This window comes from Microbacterium esteraromaticum (genome assembly GCF_016907315.1).
In the GTDB taxonomy this organism is placed as follows: Bacteria; Actinomycetota; Actinomycetes; order Actinomycetales; family Microbacteriaceae; genus Microbacterium; species Microbacterium esteraromaticum.
In genome coordinates, this window is the sequence record NZ_JAFBBS010000001.1 from 2,010,095 (window position 1) to 2,030,842 (window position 20,748).

Annotated in this window: 15 protein-coding genes; 10 read left to right on the forward strand and 5 right to left on the reverse strand. The window is 69.3% G+C overall.

Annotated elements, in window-relative coordinates; genetic code table 11:
- Positions 1–63: 63 nt before the first annotated feature.
- Positions 64–729 carry a DNA alkylation repair protein gene (locus JOE67_RS09705; protein WP_204975384.1) on the reverse strand — a complete coding sequence of 222 codons (666 nt, stop codon included), beginning with the start codon at positions 727–729 and terminating at the stop codon, positions 64–66.
- A 107-nt stretch (positions 730–836) separates the two neighbouring features.
- Between JOE67_RS09705 and putP the strand changes: the two genes are divergently transcribed.
- Positions 837–2,351 (forward strand): sodium/proline symporter PutP, encoded by a 1,515-nt coding sequence (putP, locus tag JOE67_RS09710; RefSeq protein WP_204975385.1) that lies wholly within the window; start codon positions 837–839, stop codon positions 2,349–2,351.
- 202 nt (positions 2,352–2,553) lie between these two features.
- A complete protein-coding gene (locus JOE67_RS09715; protein WP_204975386.1) occupies positions 2,554–6,918 on the forward strand; it encodes an endo-alpha-N-acetylgalactosaminidase family protein in 4,365 nt (1,454 codons plus the stop codon).
- Positions 6,919–6,976: 58 nt separating this feature from the next.
- Here JOE67_RS09715 and JOE67_RS09720 read toward each other — a convergent pair whose 3' ends face one another.
- Positions 6,977–8,002: a LacI family DNA-binding transcriptional regulator gene (locus tag JOE67_RS09720; RefSeq protein ID WP_204975387.1), complete on the reverse strand. Its 1,026-nt coding sequence runs from the start codon at positions 8,000–8,002 to the stop codon at positions 6,977–6,979.
- Between the two features lie 107 nt (positions 8,003–8,109).
- Here JOE67_RS09720 and JOE67_RS09725 point away from each other — a divergent pair, with 107 nt between their 5' ends.
- From JOE67_RS09725 to JOE67_RS09745, 5 genes are all read left to right on the forward strand, one after another.
- A complete protein-coding gene (locus tag JOE67_RS09725; RefSeq protein WP_204975388.1) occupies positions 8,110–9,873 on the forward strand; it encodes a glycoside hydrolase family 35 protein in 1,764 nt (587 codons plus the stop codon).
- 95 nt (positions 9,874–9,968) lie between these two features.
- Positions 9,969–10,190, forward strand: coding sequence for a hypothetical protein (locus tag JOE67_RS09730; RefSeq protein WP_204975389.1), 222 nt, complete (start codon positions 9,969–9,971; stop codon positions 10,188–10,190).
- 50 nt (positions 10,191–10,240) lie between these two features.
- The gene (locus JOE67_RS15670; protein ID WP_204975390.1) at positions 10,241–13,084 is read left to right on the forward strand and encodes a helix-turn-helix transcriptional regulator; all 2,844 of its coding nucleotides are present in this window, start codon (positions 10,241–10,243) and stop codon (positions 13,082–13,084) included.
- 33 nt (positions 13,085–13,117) lie between these two features.
- A complete protein-coding gene (locus JOE67_RS09740) occupies positions 13,118–14,548 on the forward strand; it encodes a glycosyltransferase (RefSeq protein ID WP_204975391.1) in 1,431 nt (476 codons plus the stop codon).
- Complete coding sequence (locus JOE67_RS09745; protein ID WP_338041562.1) at positions 14,545–14,748, forward strand: hypothetical protein; 204 nt, start codon at positions 14,545–14,547, stop codon at positions 14,746–14,748. Before JOE67_RS09740 ends, JOE67_RS09745 begins: the two co-directional genes overlap by 4 nt.
- Here JOE67_RS09745 and JOE67_RS09750 read toward each other — a convergent pair.
- The gene (locus tag JOE67_RS09750) at positions 14,710–15,423 is read right to left on the reverse strand and encodes an EAL domain-containing protein (protein WP_204975392.1); all 714 of its coding nucleotides are present in this window, start codon (positions 15,421–15,423) and stop codon (positions 14,710–14,712) included. The two genes, JOE67_RS09745 and JOE67_RS09750, sit on opposite strands and share 39 nt — an antisense overlap.
- A gap of 93 nt (positions 15,424–15,516) precedes the next feature.
- Here JOE67_RS09750 and JOE67_RS15770 point away from each other — a divergent pair, with 93 nt between their 5' ends.
- The 3 genes from JOE67_RS15770 (at position 15,517) to JOE67_RS09765 (ending at position 19,305) form a co-directional block, all read left to right on the forward strand.
- Positions 15,517–16,542: a diguanylate cyclase domain-containing protein gene (locus JOE67_RS15770; RefSeq protein ID WP_204975393.1), complete on the forward strand. Its 1,026-nt coding sequence runs from the start codon at positions 15,517–15,519 to the stop codon at positions 16,540–16,542.
- A 106-nt stretch (positions 16,543–16,648) separates the two neighbouring features.
- A complete protein-coding gene (locus tag JOE67_RS09760) occupies positions 16,649–16,858 on the forward strand; it encodes a heavy-metal-associated domain-containing protein (protein ID WP_204975394.1) in 210 nt (69 codons plus the stop codon).
- A 116-nt stretch (positions 16,859–16,974) separates the two neighbouring features.
- Entirely contained in the window at positions 16,975–19,305 is a 2,331-nt protein-coding gene (locus JOE67_RS09765) for a heavy metal translocating P-type ATPase (protein WP_204976869.1), read from the forward strand.
- Positions 19,306–19,497: 192 nt separating this feature from the next.
- Here JOE67_RS09765 and JOE67_RS09770 read toward each other — a convergent pair whose 3' ends face one another.
- Together JOE67_RS09770 and JOE67_RS09775 are read right to left on the reverse strand one after the other, a co-directional pair.
- On the reverse strand, positions 19,498–20,082 hold the full coding sequence (locus tag JOE67_RS09770; RefSeq protein ID WP_204975395.1) for a DUF305 domain-containing protein: 585 nt from the start codon (positions 20,080–20,082) through the stop codon (positions 19,498–19,500).
- A gap of 93 nt (positions 20,083–20,175) precedes the next feature.
- Complete coding sequence (locus JOE67_RS09775; protein ID WP_204975396.1) at positions 20,176–20,580, reverse strand: DUF6153 family protein; 405 nt, start codon at positions 20,578–20,580, stop codon at positions 20,176–20,178.
- Positions 20,581–20,748: the final 168 nt, after the last annotated feature.

Consider the following 20,748-nt stretch of genomic DNA (forward strand, 5'->3'; position numbering starts at 1 on the left):
CCGCGTCGTCTCACACGGCGCGGGGCTCGGTGCATGCACTGAGCCGCGTCGTCGGGTTCCGGGTCAGCCCTGGCGACGCACCATCTCGGCGATCCACGCCGGGGCGAACGGCGAGGTGCAGTTCGGCGGCACCGGGTAGTCGGCGAGCACCTGCAGGCGCTCGCCGATCTCGACCGCGCGGTCGCGCAGCGCCGGATGGTGGATGCCGATGTGCGCGAGCGTCTCGTTCATCGCCCACTGCTCGCGTGACGGTGCATCGCGCAGCTCGCGCTCGATGCGGTCGAGCAGGGCATCCAGATCCAGCCCCTCGGGCTTCTTCTGCACCCGCACCGAGGTCATTGACCATCCGGCGGCGCGGGCATCGGCATCCCGATCCTCCATCCAGCGCAGCCGCAGCTCTTCTGCCAGAGGCGACTTCTTCGCGATGTAGTTCACCAGCCAGTCGTGCGCCTTCGCGCTTCTCGTCGAGCGCAGCATCGCGTCGATCTCGTCGGCCGGCAGCTCGCGGGGCTTCGCGACGAGCAGCGCGACCAGCTGAGCGGTCACCTCGCCGGTCGCCCAGAGCGAGCGCGCCAGTTCTGTCGACATCCCCGCGCTCTTGGCGACCGCACGCAGCTTCGACAGGTTCACGCCATGCGCGTCGCCGTGCCGTTCGTTCACGGCCCTCGCCTTCGGGTCCTCCAGCGCTCTCAGCGCGGAGCGGATCTCGTCGACGGTCGAGTTCGGCATCCCCAGATCGTACTTGGCCCCCGCGAGTCCGTCTGGAGTCTGGGAAAACCCTGTGACATCCTCGGAAGGCACCGATGCGGCGAGATCCGCCGCGGAAAGGACGAGTGATGACCGATCAGATCTTCACCTACGTCGCACTCGGGCTGTACTTCGCGGGCATGCTGCTCATCGGCTACCTCGCGTTCCGCCGCACCGACGACCACGAGGACTACATGCTCGGCGGGCGGAACCTGCCGCCGTGGGTCGCAGCCATCAGCGCGGGAGCGGCAGACATGTCGGGCTGGCTCGTGATGGGTCTGCCCGGCGCCATCTACCTGACCGGGCTCATCGAGGCCTGGATCGCGATCGGTCTGACCATCGGCGCCTACCTCAACTGGCTGCTCGTCGCGCCGCGCCTACGTGCGTACACCGAGGTCTCGCGCAACTCGATCACCATCCCCAGCTTCTTCGAGAACCGCCTGCGCGACACCAGCCGCATGCTGCGGATCGTCTCGGGCCTGATCATCCTGATCTTCTTCACCCTCTACATCTCGTCGGGAATGGTCGCCGCCGGCGTGTTCTTCGAGAGTGCGTTCAAGGGCGACTATCTGTTCGGGATGCTTCTCGTCGGCGGGATCACGCTGCTGTACACCCTCTTCGGCGGGTTCCTCGGTGCCTCGCTGACCGACGTCGTGCAGGGGCTGATGATGGTCATCGCGCTGATCGTCGTGCCCGTCTCCGCGGTGATCGCCATCGGCGGCTTCGGCGAGACCGGCACCCTGATCGCCGAGAACGCGGGCGAGGGGCACCTGTCGCTGCTGGGCGGCGGCGCGGTCACCGGCGGCACGTTCCTCGCGATCGTCTCGGCCCTCGCGTGGGGTCTCGGCTACTTCGGCCAGCCGCACATCATCGTGCGCTTCATGGCGCTGCGCTCGCCGCAGCAGGCGAAGAGCGCCCGCCGCATCGGCATCTCGTGGATGGTGCTGTCGATGTTCGGAGCGGTGATCTCGGGCCTCGTCGGCATCGCCTATATGGCCAAGCAGGGCATCGAGCTCGACAACCCCGAGACCGTGGTGCTGCTGATGTCGCAGACGCTGATGCACCCGTTCGTCGCCGGCCTGATCCTCGCGGCCGTGCTCGCCGCGATCATGAGCACGGTCTCGAGCCAGCTCGTCGTGTGCTCGTCTGCGCTCGTCGAAGACCTCTACAAGGTCGCTCAGCGCACCCCGCCGTCGCAGAAGCGGCTCGTGCTGATGGGCCGCATGGCGGTGCTCGTGGTGGCGATCATCGCGATCGTGCTGGCGATCACGCCCAACGACTCGATCCTCGGGCTCGTCTCGTTCGCGTGGGCCGGCTTCGGCGCGGCGTTCGGGCCGATCATCATCCTCAGCCTGTTCTGGCGCAAACTCACCAACTGGGGTGCGCTGGCCGGCATGTTCGTGGGCGCCGCCACCGTGTTCATCTGGAAGGCCATGGACACCGGGCTCTACGAGCTGCTGCCCGCGTTCGTGCTCGCGGGCGTCGCGGCGATCGTCGTGAGCCTGCTCACCTACCGTCACAACGAGGAGATCCAGCAGGAGTTCACCGAGACCGGGACGATGCTGACGCTGCCGCGTCCGCACGCCGTCGGCGACACTCCCTGACGCACGGCGTCAGTATTGCGAAGAGGGCTCCGGTCGATGACCGGGGCCCTCTTCGGCTGTCCGGGTGGCGTAGCCGCCTGCTGTTTGCGTTCTCACTCGGAACACAGGCAGACCGCAACATCTTCCGAAATGCAGTTGTTTTCGCAAACATTATCTGGAATCATCGTGACCGTCGCCAGCCGATTCGAAGGAGAACGAGCGAATGAGAAACCAACGACGGTGGACGGGGGTGGGCCTCACCTGCGCAGTCGTGGCGGCCGGCCTCTCGGCTTTCACCGCAGCCCCAGCCATGGGCGCCGATTCCGACATCGTGCTGCGCACCGGCGCGCTCGAGGTGCGGGCGTCGAGCGCCTTCCCCCAGGTCGTGCAGTACGTCGATCGCGCCAGCGGCGCCGTCATGCGCGGTAACGACACCGCCCTCACGAGCATCGAGATCAACGGTGCCGCGCAGCCCGTGACCGTCGCGCACACGCAGGTCGACAAGAGCACCGTCGAGTACGTGATCACTCCCACCGCGCTCGAGGGCGTGACTCTCACCGCCCGGCTCAGCGTCGCCAAGAACGTCGTCACGCTGAAGTTCACCGAGATCGACGATCCGGACGAGAAGATCACGACCCTCCGCATCCCGGGTCAGAACCTCGTCACCGTCTCATCGGCAGATGCAGGATCAGCGGTCGCCGCCGCCAACCTGTCGGTCGACCGCGCCGTGTCGGGCGACACCTTCATTCCCGTCACCGCCGCGACCCCGCTCGACGCCAAGCCGGTCTCGTCGAACACCATCATCGCGAACACCGGTCAGCTCGCCGCCGCATTCACCACCAATGCGCTCTACGACTCGTCGAGCGGCGCCGCGAACAAGGACGGCGGCAACTTCTGGCGTCAGGCCGTGAAAGACGGCGAGAACGTGGAGGTCGGCATCTCGAGCGGACAGTGGCTGTACCGCCCGGCCGCCTCGCCGAAGACCGACCGCACGCAGACCGAGGACCTGCCCTGGGTGAAGGTCGCGATCACCCCGGATGCCAACTCCGACGGCTCCGTCGACTGGCAGGACGGCGCGATCGCCCTGCGCGACCTGCGGGTGGGTCCGTACAAGGGCGAGCAGACGCCAGACAACGTCATCACGCACATTCCGTTCAACTTCGCCTCGCAGGCCACCCACCCCTTCCTCCGCACGCTCGACGACGTCAAGCGCATCTCGCTCAACACCGACGGCCTCGGTCAGGTCGCCATGCTCAAGGGCTACACGAGTGAGGGTCACGACTCGGCGAACACCGACTACGGCGACAACTTCAACGACCGCGCCGGCGGGCTCGACGAGCTCAACACCGCCCTCGAGGCGGGCGAGAAGTGGAACGCCTCGTTCGGCGTGCACATCAACGCCACCGAGATCTACCCCGAGGCGAACTCCTTCAGCGACAAGATCATGGACCCGAAGGCGCCTGGCTGGAACTGGCTCGATCAGTCGTACTACATCGACCAGCGCTACGACATCCTCTCCGGCCAGCTCGATGAGCGCATCGGAGAGCTCGCCGACGCGACGCACGACAACCTCGACTTCGTCTACGTCGACGTCTACTACCAGTACGGCTGGCTGGCGAAGTCGATCCAGGACTCGCTCGTCGACCACGGCTTCCGGGTCGGCTCGGAGTGGGCAGACAAGCTCTCGGCCAACAACACCTGGTCGCACTGGGCGAACGACGAGAAGTACGGTGGCTCGACCAACAAGGGCATCAACTCCCAGATCCTGCGGTTCGTGAACAACACCGAGGCAGACGTCTGGAACCCCGACCCGCGCCTCGGAACCAGCCACATCATCGAGTTCGAGGGCTGGACTGGCCAGAACGACTTCAACGGCTTCCTGAAGAACGTGTGGACGGCCAACGTGCCGGCCAAGTTCCTGCAGCACCACGAGATCACCCGCTGGACAGATGAGGCGATCGACCTCGAAGGCGGCGTGCGTGTCACCGGCACCACCGCCGCCGACCGCTCGATCACCGTCGGCGGCGACGAGGTGCTGCGCGGCGGCAGCTACCTGCTGCCGTGGTCGTCGAAGGACGGCGGCAAGATCGACAAGCTGTACCACTACAACCCGGCCGGCGGTGCGACCACCTGGAACCTCACCGACGAGTTCGCGGGCAGCGCGTCGCTGCAGCTGTTCTCGCTGGGAGACGGCGGCCGCACGAAGGTCGCCGACGTCCCCGTCGTGAACGGCGCCGTGACCATCGACGCGAAGGCCGGACAGCCGTACGTGCTGGTCGCGGGCAAGAAGGCAGACGCCGGCAGTCGCCTGCCAGGCAAGACCCGATTCGGTCAGGGAACCCCGGTCGTCGACCCCGGCTTCAACGAGACCACGCTCGGTGCCTGGAACCCGAAGGGCGCCGTGACGATCGAGCGGGACTCGCTCGGACGCCGGTCGGCCCTGTTCGGCGCCGGCCGGGCATCCGTCCAGCAGCGCCTCGGCGAGCTCGCCGCGGGCGAGTACACCGCGAGCGCGTGGGTCGGCATCGACAAGGGCAAGACGCGGCCGACCACGCTGAGCGTCGCGGTGCCCGGTGGCAAGAGCGCGAGCGTCGCCATCGACTCGTCGAACGCGGTGAACTACATGGCGTCCGACGAGTGGAACGGCAGCACCCTGCAGCGCCTCAAGGTGCACTTCTCGGTGCCGGCCGACGACACCCGCCCGACCCTCTCGATCGCGACCGGTGACGGCGACGCCGCCGTGCGCATCGACGACGTGCGCATCATCGAGTCGGCGGCTCCGAAGCTCGGCGGCGACGTGATCGCCCTGGAGGACTTCGAAGACGTGGATGCCGGATGGGGGCCCTTCTACAAGGGCAACGCCGGTGGCACCACCGACCCGCGCACGCACATCGCCAAGCGCAACGACTTCACCCAGAAGGGCTGGAACGGTCGGAAGATCGACAACATCCTGAACGGCGACTGGTCGCTGATGGCGCACGACGAGAACTCCGGTCTCGTCTACCGCACCACCGAGTACTCGGTGCCGTTCGAAGCCGGACACCGCTACCGCGTGTCGTTCGACCACCAGTCCACCCAGGCCGGTGAGTACGCCTGGGTGACGGGCTACGACTCCACGACCGGGCCGCGCGTCACACAGCGCACGAGCCTCGGCGAGGTGCACGAGACGACGCGCTTCGAGCAGATCATCGACGCGAGCCCGTGCGGCGACACGTTCGTCGGACTGGAGCGCACCGGCGACGGGGCGTCCGACCTCATCCTCGACGACTTCCTCGTCGAGGACCTGGGGGCGTCCGAGGCGATCCCCGCCTGCGCCCAGATCGCCGGTGAACTCGACGTCGACGTGATCGAGCAGGGCAAGGCCGTGCCGTTCACCACGACGTTCACGTCAGACGAGAGCGCGCCGATCTCCGGCGTGGCCGTCTCGCTCGATCTGCCCGACGGCTGGACCGCCGAGGCGGTGACGCCGGCGACCGCCGAGAGCATCGCCGCCAAGGGCAGGCTCGTCACCGAGTGGAGCATCACGGCACCCGCTGACGCCGACGGCTCGTACGACATCGGCGTGACGGCGACCTACACCACGACGGTCGACCCGATCGGCCCGCGCACCGTCAGCAGCACGACCACGGTCAAGACGCTGCCGGCGCCGCCGACCACCACGGTGTTCGCGAGCGACCACGACTGGGTCAGCGCCACCAACGGCTGGGGCCCCGTCGAACGCGACATGTCGAACGGCGAACAGGGGCTGGGCGACGGCAAGCCGCTGACCCTGAACGGAGTGACGTACGCGAAGGGCCTCGGTGCCCACGCACCGAGCAGCATCAGGTACTTCCTCGGCGGCTACTGCACGGCGTTCACCGCGAAGGTCGGCATCGACGACGCGCAGCCCACCCGCGGTTCGGTCGTGTTCTCGGTGAAGGTCGACGGCCGTACGGTGGTCACCTCGCCCGTCATGAAGGCGACCACCGCGACGTTCGACCTGTCGGCCGACATCACCGGCGGGCAGTACGTCGAGCTGGTGGCCGGCGATGCGGGCGACGGCAACGGCAATGACCACGCCGACTGGGCAGACGCCACCTTCGAGTGCGGCGACGTCACGAACCCGGGCGGCGGGACAGGCGGCGGCACGGGCACGGCCCCCAAGGGAACCGTGTACGTCAGCGACCTGCCCTTCGTCAGCGAGGCGAACGGCTGGGGCCCGGTCGAGCGCGACATGTCGAACGGCGAGGACGCCTCGGGCGACGGCTCGCCGCTCACCATCGGCGGGGTGACGTTCGCGAAGGGCCTCGGCACGCATGCCGACTCGTCGGTGAAGGTCTACCTCGGCGGTCAGTGCAGCACCTTCACCGCCAGCGTCGGGCTCGACGACTCGAAGGACGAGAAGGGCGAGGGAGACGTGATCTTCCGCGTGCTGGGTGACGGCGACGTGCTGAAGGACACCGGCTCGATCACCTGGGCCGACCCCGCGAAGGCGATCTCGGTCGACGTCACCGGCGTCGAGGTGCTCGAGCTGGCGGTCGACACCAACGGCCCGAACTACCGCGACCACGCGGACTGGGCTGACGCGAAGCTGGTCTGCGCGTCATAGGCGCCTGAAAGGACACGAGGGGGCGGATGCCTGGCATCCGCCCCCTCGTTATGCATCGTCACCCGCGCGGCGGGGCGGTGGATGCCCGGATCACCAGCTCGGGGTGCAGGTCGGAGACCTCGTCGGCGTCGGTGCCCTCGATGTGCGCGATGAGCCGCAGGGCCGCTGCCCGCCCCATCTCCTCGAAGGGCTGCCGCACGGTGGTGAGAGCGGGGGAGGCGTAGGCGGCGAGGGCGATGTCGTCGACGCTGACGACCGACACGTCCTCGGGAACGCGGCGACCGGCCTCATGCAGGGCGCGGATCAGCCCGAAGGCCATCTCATCGCTCGAGACGAACACCGCCGTGGCGTCGGGGATCGCGGCGATCGTGCGGCCAGCGCGATAGCCCGACTCGGGCGTCCACTCCCCGGGGATCACCGGCGGAGGCACGATGTCGCGCTCGCGCAGAGCCTGCTCCCACGCCTCGCGGCGGTGCCGCCCCTCGATCCAGTACTCGTCGCCGCCGACGTGCCATACCGTGCGGTGGCCGAGGTCGAGCAGGTGCTCGACCGCGAGGCGCCCGATCGCGTGCTGGTCGACGAGCAGCGGAGCATCGGGCTGCAGTGAGGCGACCTCGCTGCGCGTCGACGGGGTGCGCTCGGTGCGAGCGCGCATCGCGGGGCTGTCGAGCTCGATCGGCACGCCGAGCACGATGCCCTCGGCGCCCTGCCGTTCGAGGCGGTCGAACGCGTCGAGGAACGCGGAGCTCGACGAGTGGTCGGCCACCGAGGCGGTGGTCACCGTGTAGCCGTTCGCCGCCGCCGCCTTCTCGACGCCGGCTCCGAGCGCTGCAGACGAGTAGCGATCGGTCGACACGACGATCATGCCGAGGATGCGGGTGCGTCCTGATGCCAGCGAGGCGGCCGCCGCGTGGATGCGATACCCGAGGGTCTCGATCGCGGCGTGCACCCGCTGGGCCGTGTCCGGCCGCACGTTCGGGTGGCCGGAGAGCACCCGTGAGACGGTCTGAGCGCTGACCCCGGCGACCCGCGCGACATCGATCTGATTCGGGGCGCGATCGGCGCCCTGGCGACGGGGTGACATGCGGCAATGGTAACGGTATCCCCGCGGAATCACGGCAATCTGAGCCTGGTGCTGTGCGGTAATGTGATCGCAAACATCCCTGGTCGTCGGCAGTGATCGGAACACCCATGTCCTCAGCATCCCCCTCTCTCACCTGGCGCGAGGGTGAGATCCTCCGCGACGGCGAGCCGCACCGCATCCTGTCCGGAGCGGTGCACTACTTCCGTATCCACCCCGACCAGTGGGAAGACCGGCTGCGGCGCCTCGCGGCGATGGGCGCGAACACCGTCGACACGTACATCCCGTGGAACTTCCACGAGCGGGTCGAGGGCGACATCGACTTCACCGGCTGGCGCGACGTCGCGCGTTTCATCCGCCTCGCCGGCGAGGTGGGGCTCGACGTGTACGTACGGCCCAGCCCGTACATCTGCGCCGAGTGGTCGAACGGCGGCATCCCGTTCTGGCTCTCCGCCCGCACGTCGGCCCTGCGCACCAGCGATCCCGTCTTCACTGAAGCCGTCGATCGCTGGTTCGACGCGCTGATCCCGCAGCTCGCGCCGCTGCAGGCGGCGCACGGCGGGCCCATCCGTCTCATCCAGGTCGAGAACGAGTACGGCTCGTTCGGGTCGGACGCCGCCTATCTCGCGCATCAGCGGGACGCCCTCGTCTCGCGTGGCATGGTCGAGCTGCTCACGACCGCCGACGGCACCATGGCCGACATGGTGCGCAACGGCAGCATCCCCGGCGTGATGGGCACGTTCACCTTCGGCACCGGCGTGCAGGAGGCCGTCGCCCTGCGCCGCGACGACCACCACCTGATGTGCAGCGAGCTGTGGGGCGGCTGGTTCGACCACTGGGGCGAGAGGCACCATGTGCGATCGGCTGACAGCATGATCTCGACAGTGCGCGAGCTGCTCGACGCCGGCGGATCGGTGAGCATCTACATGGCGCACGGCGGCACGAATTTCGGGCTCTGGGCCGGCGCCAACCATGACGGAAGGCATATCCAGCCGACGATCACCTCGTACGACTCCGACGCCCCCATCGGCGAGGACGGCTCCCTGAACGACAAGTTCGCCGCCCTCCGCGAGGCGTTCGCTCCGTTCCATGCGGCAGAGCTGCCGCCGGTTCCGGATGCCCCTGAGCACCAGTCCGCGGCATCCGCCCCTCTCGTGCCGGTCTCCTCGCTGCTCGATGTCGTGCGTGCGCAGCGGGTCGCCGCGACCTCGGCGCAGCCGCTCACCTTCGAGCGCCTCGGCGCCGAGGACGGCCTCGTCGCCTACGAGGCGGAGCTGTCGTTCCCGCCGGCATCGACGCTGTCGATCCTGGGGCTGCGCGACCGCGCAGTGCTGTACATCGGCGACGAGCGCGTGGGGGTCATGGAGCATGACGGCGAGCACACGGTCTCGCTGCCCGCCCAGGGCGGCGTCGGCCGGCTGACGATCGTGGTCGAGAGCCTCGGTCGCATCAATTACGGCCCGCTGACCGGGGAGCACAAGGGCATCCTGCGGGGCGTCGTGCTCAACGGCCGCCGCTATGTGCACGGCTGGCAGCACCGCGTGCTGCCGCTCGACGCCCCTCTCGACGGCGCAGGCGGCGCGGGCGCCGCGGCGGGCCAGGAGGGCCTCGCGGTGGCATCCCTCACCGTCTCGCGCCCCGCCGACGCCTGGCTCGCGCTGCCGGGTTCTGCCAAGAGCCTGGTCTGGCTCAACGGCTTCCTGCTCGGACGCCTGTGGGAGAGAGGCCCGCAGGTCACGCTCTACGCGCCCGGTCCGCTGTGGCGCGAGGGCGAGAACGAGATCGTCGTGCTCGACACCGACCGCCTCGGCGCCACGATCGAGATCCGCGAGGCAGCCGAGTACGGCCAGGTCGAGGAGTTCATCGGGTCGTGATCTGAGGTGCCGGCCCGCCGCATATAGGGATTTGTCCCGATGCAGCTCCACCCCCTCAGCGAGGAGTGTAGGGCTGCACGGAAAGAGGAGATCCCATGTACGAGCACCCCTATCTCACATACCAGGCCAGCATTGTCGAGACCGAGCGTCTCGCGCAGGCGGCGGAGCGCCGTCGGATCATCGCCGACAACCCCTCGCGCGTCGTCGCCCGCGACGGCTTCGTGACGCGGATGCTGCGCCGGGCACTGTCTGCACGGATGAGCCGCGCCGAGGCGTCGTGCCCCGCGGGCGCCCGCTGCGTCGCCGCTGAGGCGTGACGCTCAACGCAGCAGCCCCTCCTGTCGGCGGCCGGTGGCACGATGAGAGCATGTCCCTCATCGTGCCGACCGCCGACATGGTGGGCCGTGACGCCGAACTGGCCGCGCTCGGCGCTGCCCTTCAGCGGGCCGTGGGCGGCGAGGCGGCAGCCGTGCTCGTCGCGGGCGAGGCCGGCATCGGCAAATCGCGCCTGCTGCGCGAGTTCCGCGAGCAGACGGCCGATGCCGCGCTCGTCCTGACCGGGTGGTGCCTCGACTACGGATCGACCCCGGCGCCCTACGCCCCGCTGCCCGCCATCCTCCGCGGGGCGCTCGCCGCGCTCGGCGATTCCGCGGCCGAAGCCGCCGGTCCCGCGCGCGCAGCGCTCCGCATCCTCCTGCCCGAGCTGGGCGATGTCGCGCTCGACCGCGCCGCCGGGCCGGAGGTGCTGCGCGAAGCGCTGGCCAACGTGCTCGAGGCGGCTGCGGCCAGGCATCCGCTCGTCATCGTCGTCGAAGACCTGCACTGGGCCGATGACGCGACGCTGTCGACCATGTCGTTCCTGCTGCGCGCCCTCGCCGGCAGCCGCATCCTGTTCGTGCTCACCTGCCGAGTCGACGAGGTCCGGCGCGGCGGTGCAGTGCGCACCTTCCTCGTCGAGGCCGATCGCGCCCGGCTGCTCGAGCGCATCACCCTCGCACGGCTCGATGCGGTGCAGGTGCGGGCCATGCTCGAAGGGCTGAAGGGCCCCGCCGACGACGCCGCGTTCGCCAGGCTGATGGAGAGATCCGAGGGCGTGCCGTTCTTCGTCGAAGAGCTCTCATGCAGCGCTGCGGGTCCGCTGCCGGAATCGCTGCGCGACGTGCTGCTCGTGCGCTTCGACGCGCTCGGCGATGACGCGCGCCGCGTCGTGCGCACCGTCTCGGCCGCCGACGACACCGTCGACCACGACCTTCTCAGCACTCTCGTCGGGCTCGGTGACGAGAGCCTCGACGCGGCCATCCGCGAGGCCGTCAGCGGCGCGGTGCTGTCGGTGGGCGACGAGGGCTACGGCTTCCGGCACGCGCTGCTCCGCGAGGCCGTGCACGACGACCTTCTGCCGGGTGAGCGCGCTCGCCTGCATCGCGCCTACGCCGAGGCTCTCGATGCGCGGGGTGAACGCTGCAACGAGGCGGCGCTGGCGTTCCACTGGCATCAGGCGCACGACGCGCGACGCGCGCTGATCGCCGCCATCGCCGCTATGGATCGCGCCAAGCGCAGCTACGCCTTCTCGACCGCCGCGCAGTACGGCGAGCTGGCGTCCGAGCTGTGGGAGCAGGTGCCAGACGCCGCCGATGCGACCGGGATGACCCGGCTCGCGCTGCTGTCGCGCCTTGCATCGATCCTGCGCAACGCGGGGTTCGACGAGCGGGCGCTCACCGTCATCGACCTCGCTATGGCCGAGATCGGCGACGGCACCCCGACCGAGGTGCGCGTGCGGCTGCTGCGCGACCGCGCGCTCTACCTGCAGAACCTCGCCCGGCCGGGTGCGGTCGCCCTGCTGCGTGAGGCGCTGGCGCTGATGGAGGGCGTCGACGACGCCCCGCTGCGCGCGACGCTGCTGACTGTGCTGGCCGGGCGGCTGATGGTCGAAGGGGCGCTGAGCGAGGCGATCGACGCGGCCGATCAGGCGCTGCGCCTGGGGAGAGAGACTGGGCTCGATGCAGTGATCTCGGTCGCCGCCAACGTTCTCGGCGCGTCTCACCTGCACCTCAGCGGCGAGGAGGAGTCGATGCGGTTCTACGCGATCTCCCGCGAGCACGCGCGCGAGCACAACGCTGTGCTGCGCTACTCGGTGAACTACTCCGATTCGCTGGCGACGCTCGGCCGGTTCCACGACGCCGTCGAGGCGGCCGAGGCCGGTATCGAGCAGGCGCGGCAGGTGGGAGTGCAGCGCACGACCGGGTCGATCCTCACTCAGAACCTCGTCGAGCCTCTGCTCGAGCTCGGCCGCATCGGGCGCGTCGAAGAGCTGCTCGCGAAGGATTCCGTGGTGCGCACGTATCGCATCTTCCGCGTGTACACGACGGCGTCGCGCCTACGGGCGCTGGTCTGGCGCGGCCGCATCGATGAGGCGGCGTCGCTCTTCGAGGAGTGGCGGCCGGTCATGCAGACCGCCGCGATCACCGAGCGCCAGGTCTGGTACGCGCTGGTCGACATCGAGATGACTCTTGCGATCGGGTCAGGGCGGATGCCGGACGCCGCCACCACGCTGCTGCGAATGATCGACGACGACGGGCCGCATCTCGCGCACGAGGCCCGTCGGCTGCTCGACGGCGGGCTGATCGTCGCCGGGCTGCGCATCGCCGGTGCGCGAGAGCGGGCGGCCGAGGTCTCCGCGCGCGTGCGGGAGGCGTGGCAGTCGCATCGTGCGCGCTGCCCCGAGTGGTCGGTGATGCTCGACGCGCTGCTCGACGGCTCGTCGAATGCGCTGCGCTCGGCCCTCGCGAGCGCAGACCGTCCCGATGGCCCGGCGGTGTTCGCGGCCGCGCTGCGGTTGGAGCGCGCGAGGGCGCTGGTCGCCGAGCGCGGCGATCGTGCGGAGGCGGCTTCGTCTCTCGCCGATGCTGCGGCGATCGCCGACCGCATCGGCCACGCGCGCCTGCAGGCCGAGACCGCCGCGTTCGCCGAGGCGAGCAGGCTGGGCGCGGCACCGGCGCGCGGCGACGGCACCGAGCTGACCGAACGCGAGCGCCAGGTGCTCGAGCTGCTCGCCGAGGGGCTGAGCAACCGCCAGATAGCCGACCGGCTGTTCATCAGCATCAAGACGGTCAGCGTTCATGTGTCGGCGGTGCTGCGCAAGCTCGGCGTCTCATCGCGCACCGAGGCCGCTGCACAGCATCGCGTCGACCCTGCCGATATATTGCATAGGTAGAGTAGGGGCACGCTGGGGAGCGAAAGGGATGCTGTGAACCGCTTTTTTCAGCGGACGGTCGGACTCGTCGTCATCGTCGTCGTGCTCGCTGCGGCTGCGCTGCTCTGGTGGGGCATCGCGGTCACCGATCCGCCTCAGCTCTGGCATCCGGTAGAGGTCTCGCTCGCCGGAGTCTGGCAGCTGTTCTACAGCGCCGACCTGCCCAACGTGGGCGTGATGGCTGTCGCCCTGGCGCTCGCCCTGCTGTTCGTCGCGTTCGTCGTGATCAGCGAGCGCGTCGTCGCGTCGCGGTACCGGCGGGCGGGCGCCGAGGTCACCGAGCTGCCGCTCGCCCCGCGAGTCGTCATGGCTCGCACCCGGGGCGTCTTCGCGGGCGAGGTGACCGTCACCGTGCTCATCCCCGCACACAACGAAGAGGCGTCGCTGCCGCACACGCTCACCTCGCTGCAGCAGCAGACCAGACCGCCGCAGCGTGTGATCGTCGTCGCCGACAACTGCACCGACGGCACGGTCGAGGTCGCCAGACAGCACGGTGCCGACGTGTTCGAGACCGTGGGCAACACGCACAAGAAGGGCGGTGCGCTCAACCAGGCGCTCGCCGACCTGCTGCCCACCCTGGGTGACAACGACACCGTCATGGTGATGGACGCCGACAGCCAGATCGGCGATGGCTTCCTCGCCGCGGCCGCTCATCGCTTCGCCGCCGACCGCGCGCTCATGGCCGTCGGCGGGCTCTTCGAGGGCGAAGAGGGCCACGGGCTGATCGGGCAGTTCCAGCGCAACGAGTACATCCGCTATCAGCGCGAGATCCGCCGTCGGCGCGGTCGGGTGTTCGTGCTCACCGGCACGGCGTCGGTGTTCCGCGCGGTGGCGCTGCGCGAGGTCGCGGCCGCTCGCGGAGAGCATCTTCCCGGCATCCCCGGCGAGGTGTACGACACTCTCGCCCTCACCGAGGACAACGAGCTGACGATCGCGATCAAGTCGCTGGGCGGCCTCACGATCTCCCCGTCCGAGTGCAGCGTGATCACCGAGCTGATGCCCTCCTGGCGGATGCTGTGGGCGCAGCGTCTGCGCTGGCAGCGCGGTGCTCTTGAGAATCTCGGCGCCTACGGCGTCACCCCGCAGACCATGCGCTACTGGGCACAGCAGATCGGCATCGGCTACGGCGTGCTCGCCCTGTTCGCCTACTTCAGCCTTCTGCTGATCATGATCCTCGCGATGGACACCTGGGTGTGGTTCCCGTTCTGGGTCATCATCGGACTGCTGTTCGCCGTCGAACGGGTGGTGACCGCGTGGAAGGGCGGCTGGCGGGCCCGGCTCGTCGCGGTGCTCGTCTTCCCCGAGCTCGTGTACGACTGCTTCCTCAACCTCGCCTTCCTGCGCGGGGTGTTCGAGATCGCCTTCGGGCGCAGCGCGACGTGGAAGCACGTCGACCACACGACCAAGACGGGGGCACGTTCGTGATCCGCACCGGCATCCTGCTGCCTGAATCGATCCTCTACGGCGACTGGTTCGGCGTGCTCGCCACCTTCGTGGCGATCAACACGCTCATCTACGTGGTGCTCGGCCTCATCAAGGTGCTGCCGCAGTGGCAGCGCCGCGGTCACACGGGTGCGAGCCGGCGGTCAGAGACCCGAAGCATCTACCCCGACGCGCCGCTGTAGATCGGCGAGCATCTCGGCGACGCGGTCCACCGCCGTCGGTCTGCCCAGGTGGTACCCCTGGGCCAGGTCGGCGCCGAGCTCGCGCACGGCATCGAGCTGAGTGGCATCCTCCACACCCTCGACGAGGGTTCGGGCCTCGACATCCCGGGCTGCCTCGAGGATGCGATCGAGCTGGTGCCTTCCGTCGGCCTCGGTCAGGGACCGCCAGAAGAGCGCGCGGTCGATCTTCACGATGTCGGGGCGAAGATCGCGGATGCGCTTCTCATCGGCGAAGCCGGCTCCGGCGTCATCGATGAGAAGGAAGCCCCCGAGCTGGTCGACCTGGTCGCGCACAGCCAGGCATTCGCCTGGTTCAGCGCCCTCGAACAGCTCCAGGCCCCACGAGCGGTCGACGCGGCGCAGCACGTCGGCGAGTTCGGGGAACGACATGGTGCGTCCGGAGGCGTTGAGGGTCACGAAACCCTCGGCCGGGAGAGAGGCGGCGGCATCGACCGCCGCCTCGATCAGCTGCAGCTCGAGGTGCTCGCGGCGCCCCTTCTCCTCAGCCACGCGCAGGTGCTCGAGCGGCGAGACGCCGTCGTCGAATCGCGCGAGCGCCTCGAAGCCGACCACGTGCATCCGCCGCACATCGATGATCGGCTGGAAGTGGGCTTGCGCATTGGCAGTGAAAGACATCAGACTCCGGTCTAAGCGGTATACCAGTGTATTGGTCAGGGTAGCCTGACAGCGGGGGGACTTCGTGCTGTCGGTGAAAGGGGATAGACAGTCGTGGTCGATCAGGGAATTCGTAGAGAAGCAGAAGAGCTCCGCTGGCTCGACGCGTCGTGGCTTCGGCGCGCAAGGTCGCGCACCTCTGTCTACTCCATCGTCACGGCGATCCTCTGTGTGTTCTTCGGGGTGCTGCTGCTGGTCGAGCTCTTCGAGGACGATATCTCGCTCTTCGAGATTCTGCTGAACGCAGGCCTCCTGCTGATCGCGCTGCTCGGGGCGGCCGCGGTGCTGCTGCTCGGTATGCGCGTGCCGCGCTGGGCCGGATTCGTGCTCGTGCTCGCGCATGCCGCCGTGTCGGTCTACTACATCGGCCTATCGGATGAGCGGCAGAACGCGGTGGCGAACATCCAGGAGCTGCCGGTGATGGCGATCTACCTGGCCTGGTTCTACGGGGGTCGCGTCGGTCGGATCACCGAGCTCGGCATCCTGGTCGCGGTGGGAACGGCGATGGTGCTGGGCCCTTTCGGCGGCGAGGCGGTGCCCGGAGATCCTCGAGCCGGCCTGTTCGGCCCGGCGAACGTCTTCGGGCTTCTCGTGATGAGCTGGATCTGTCTCGAGATGGGGTTCTTCGTGCGCGATCGCATGCGCCGGGAGTCGCGCACCGATCCGCTCACGGGCGCGCTCAACCGGCGCGGTCTCACCTACCACCTGAGGGAGGAGATGCGTCGCTCCGCACGCTCGGGGCGTCCGCTGTCGATCGCGGTGCTCGACCTCGACGACTTCAAGGCGGTCAACGACATCGAAGGCCATCAGGCGGGCGACGCCGTGCTGATGACACTGGTCGCACAGTGGACGACCATGTCGCGAGCAGGCGATCTGGTGGCGCGCCTCGGCGGTGACGAGTTCGTGATGCTGCTGCCGGACACTCCTCAGGCAGGCGCCGCCGACATGATGCGACGCATGCGCGGACTGGCCGCCCATCCGTGGTCGTGGGGTGTCGTCGAGGTGCAGCGGGACGAGACGCTCGAGTCCGCTCTGCGGCGCGCGGATGCGGAGATGTACCGCGACAAGCGAGGGCGCTGAACACTTCGGGGAAGATTCTTCTGACGACGGGAATACCCCCTGGGGGTATCTGGTAGTACTCTGGTGAGAGTACCCCAAGGGGATACCCAAAACCAGAGGAGAGAGCATGAGCACCACCGAGTTCCAGGTGACAGGGATGACCTGCGGCCACTGCGAGATGTCCGTTCGCGAAGAGGTCGAGAAGGTCGCCGGAGTCGAGGGCATCGACGTGAGCGCGCAGACCGGCCGCCTCGTCGTCACCTCGGCCGCCCCGATCGACGCCGACGCCGTCATCGCGGCCGTCGACGAGGCCGGATATCGGGCGGTGTCGGCCTGATCGGCTGACCCCCGCGGCATCCCTTTCTCTCCCGACCTCAGAAGGAGCACTCCGTGAGCACCGACACGGCGCCGACCGGCGCCGAGCAGAACCGCATAGATCTCGAGATCGGCGGAATGACGTGCGCGTCCTGTGCGATGCGCATCGAGAAGAAGCTCAACAGGCTCGACGGCGTGAGGGCCACGGTCAACTACGCGACCGAGAAGGCGCAGGTCGTCGTCGACGGCCCTGTCGACACCGCGGCGCTCATCGCCGAGGTCGAGAACGCGGGGTATTCGGCCGCCCTTCCCGCACCTCCCGCCGAGGCTGGTGCCGAGCGGCCGGATGCCGAGACCGCGGCCGACCATGAGCTCCGCACGCTGCGGCAGCGGCTCATCGGCTCGGTCGTGCTCTCGGTTCCGGTGATCCTGCTGGCCATGATCCCGGCGCTGCAGTTCACCTACTGGCAGTGGGCGTCGCTGGCGCTCGCCGCCCCCGTGATCGTCTGGGCGGCCTGGCCGTTCCACCGTGCCGCCTGGGTCAACCTGCGCCACGGCGCCGCCACCATGGACACGCTGATCAGCCTCGGCACGTCGGCCGCGTTCCTGTGGTCGCTGTACGCGCTGTTCCTCGGCACAGCTGGTCACCCCGGGATGTCGCACGGATTCTCGTTCGCCATCACGCGCAGCGACGGTGCGGGCAACATCTACCTCGAGGTCGCCGCCGGAGTGACCATGTTCGTGCTCGCCGGGCGCTACTTCGAGAAGCGCGCGAAGCGGCAGGCGGGCGCGGCGCTGCGCGCCCTGATGCAGCTCGGCGCGAAGGATGTCGCTGTGCTGCGTGAGGGCGCCGAGGCGCGCATCCCGATCGGCGAGCTGCGGGTGGGCGACGAGTTCGTGCTGCGCCCTGGCGAGAAGATCGCCACCGACGGCGTGGTCGTCTCGGGAACCTCGGCCGTCGACCAGTCGATGATCACCGGAGAATCGGTGCCCGTCGAGGTCGGGCCGGGGGATGCCGTGACCGGAGCCACGGTGAACGCCGGCGGCCGGCTGATCGTCCGCGCCACGCGCGTCGGCGCCGACACGCAGCTCGCGCAGATGGCGCGCATGGTCGAAGACGCGCAGACGGGGAAGGCCGAGGTGCAGCGGCTCGCCGACCGCATCTCGGGCGTCTTCGTCCCGATCGTCATCGGCATCGCCCTCGTCACGCTCGCGGTCTGGCTGGTGCTCGGCTTCCCGGCATCCGTCGCATTCACGGCGGCCGTCGCCGTGCTGATCATCGCCTGCCCGTGCGCGCTCGGACTGGCGACGCCAACGGCCCTGCTCGTGGGCACGGGGCGCGGTGCGCAGCTGGGCATCCTGATCAAGGGGCCCGAGGTGCTCGAATCGACCCGTCGCGTCGACACCGTCGTGCTCGACAAGACGGGAACCGTGACCGAAGGGCGGATGTCGGTCGCCGCGGTCGTGCCCGAGTCGGGCGTCGACGCGCACGAGCTGCTGCTGCTCGCCGGAGCCATCGAGCACGCCAGCGAGCACCCGATCGCCAGGGCCATCGCATCCGCCGCGTCGGAAACCGCAGACGGTTCGTCCGCCGGGCGGGGTGTCGCGGCGCGACGCGCCGACGGCGGTGCGGATGAGCCGACGGTGCAGGCAGGGCGCACCGAGCTGCGGCTGGCAGGGCGCCCGGATGCCCTGTCGCGCCCGCCACAGCAGAGCGCGCTGCCCGTGGTCGAGGGGTTCCAGAACCACGACGGACGCGGGGTCACGGGCGTCGTCGAGGGGCACGCGATGGTGGTCGGGCGGCTCACGCTGCTCGAGGACTGGGCCATCCACCCCTCGGCAGAGCTGCTGGCCGCGAAGACGGATGCCGAGAACGCCGGGCAGACGGCGATCCTCGTCGCCTGGGACGGCGCCGCCAAGGGCATGATCGTGGTGGCCGACGAGGTCAAAGCCACCAGTGCAGAGGCCGTGGCCTCGCTCAAGGCCCTCGGCCTGCGGCCTGTGCTGCTCACGGGAGACAACGAGGCAGCCGCCCGCCACATCGCCGCGCAGGTGGGCATCGACGAGGTCATCGCCGAGGTGCTGCCCGCCGACAAGGTCGCCGTGGTCTCACGCCTGCAGGGCGAGGGGCGGGTCGTGGCGATGGTGGGCGACGGGGTGAACGATTCTCCGGCGCTGGCTCAGGCCGACCTCGGCATGGCCATGGGCACGGGAACGGACGCCGCGATCGAGGCATCCGACATCACCCTCGTGCGCGGCGACCTGCGCGCGGCCGCCGACGCGATCCGCCTTTCACGGCGCACCCTCGGCACCATCAAGGGCAACCTGTTCTGGGCGTTCGCATACAACGTCGCGGCCATCCCGCTCGCGGCCCTCGGGCTGCTGAACCCCATGCTGGCGGGTGCCGCGATGGCGTTCTCGAGCGTGTTCGTGGTGGGCAACAGCCTGCGCCTGCGCACCTTCCGCTGAGTGCCCGTCGGAACTGCCAGGTCATCCGGCCCGGCGCCGGCGCGTCCCCGCACGACACGCCGCGAGGCGACCGTGTCGTCTGAGACTTCCGGCACGACACGACATGGCACGGCACGGCACGGCATGACACGGCACGGCATGGCACGGCAGATGCAGGACGGGGCGGGTCGCTGACCCGCCCCGTCTGGTGCGTCAGAGAGCGTCGAGCATCGAGCGCATCTCGGCGATCTCGGCCGTCTGGTCGTCGATCACCCGCTGAGCGAGCTCGAGCGCGCGGGCATCCTTCCCGTCTGCCAGCTCCTGCTCGGCCATCTCGATCGCACCCTCGTGGTGCACGATCATCTGCACGAGGAACAGTCGTGATGCCGCAGGGCCGTCGGCGTCTTCCAGCGCGGCCATGTCGTCGGGCGACATCATGCCGTCGCCGTGGTCCATGCCGCCCATGGACGGATCCTCGCCCCACGCGGTAAGCCACTGCGTCATGGTGTCGATCTCCGGCTGCTGAGCGGCCTTGATCCGTTCGGCCAGCTCTGCGACCTCGGGGGCGGCGCCCTGCGTGCCGAGCAGCACGTCGGACATCTCGATCGCCTGCTGGTGGTGGGCGATCATGTTCATCGCGAAGGCGACGTCGGCCTGAGCCGCGGCGTCAGCGCTGTGCGGCGCGCTCGATGATCCGTGATCCATTCCGCCCATCTCGCCGCCAGGGGCCGAGCATCCGGTCAGCGTGAGGACGGTGGTGACGGCGAGGGCGCCGATGGTGAGTGTGCGGATTCGCATGAGGTTTCTCCTTGTTGATCAGTCGTTGAGGGTCGTCAGTGAGCGCCGTCGGTTCGACGGCGAGCGAGTCCGGCGCAGGCCGGCGACGGCCGCTCAGGTCCGGCTGATGCAGAGGACGATGTGCGACGGCGGGCGGGGTGCGGCGGCGCGCGACAGGCATGCCATGCCTCCCGGCATCCGCTGAAGGCGGGGCCGCAGGCCGAGGGATGCCGAGGGTGGAACGATCAGCGGGAGAGCGGCCAGCAGGACGAGCACGCAGGCGCTCAGCATGCCCGGATGCACGGGCGACTCGCTCGCAGCTGTCGCGGATGCCTCGGACGACCCGTCGGGCGCGGTGGCGGCCGAGTCGTGCGGTGAGGTGCCGGATGCATGGGCGGCGCTCACCGGTGTGCCGGGGCCGTGGCCCATCGCGTCGCCGCTGAGGGTGTGCATGCCGAGGAGGCCGAGCAGGATTCCGAGCACGACGGCGAGCGTCCAGACGTGGCCGCGGTGCTGCATCCTGTTCCTCCGTCCAGCCGGGTTGTCGTGGGAATACCCCCTAGGGGTATGGTAGTTGATGCATGCAGAAGCCGGCCAGTCCGGCCCGATGCTGAGGAGACCTGATGGACCGGCACTCGAACCACGAACACGCACCCGGCCGCGCGGCGACCCATGAGGGCCACGGCG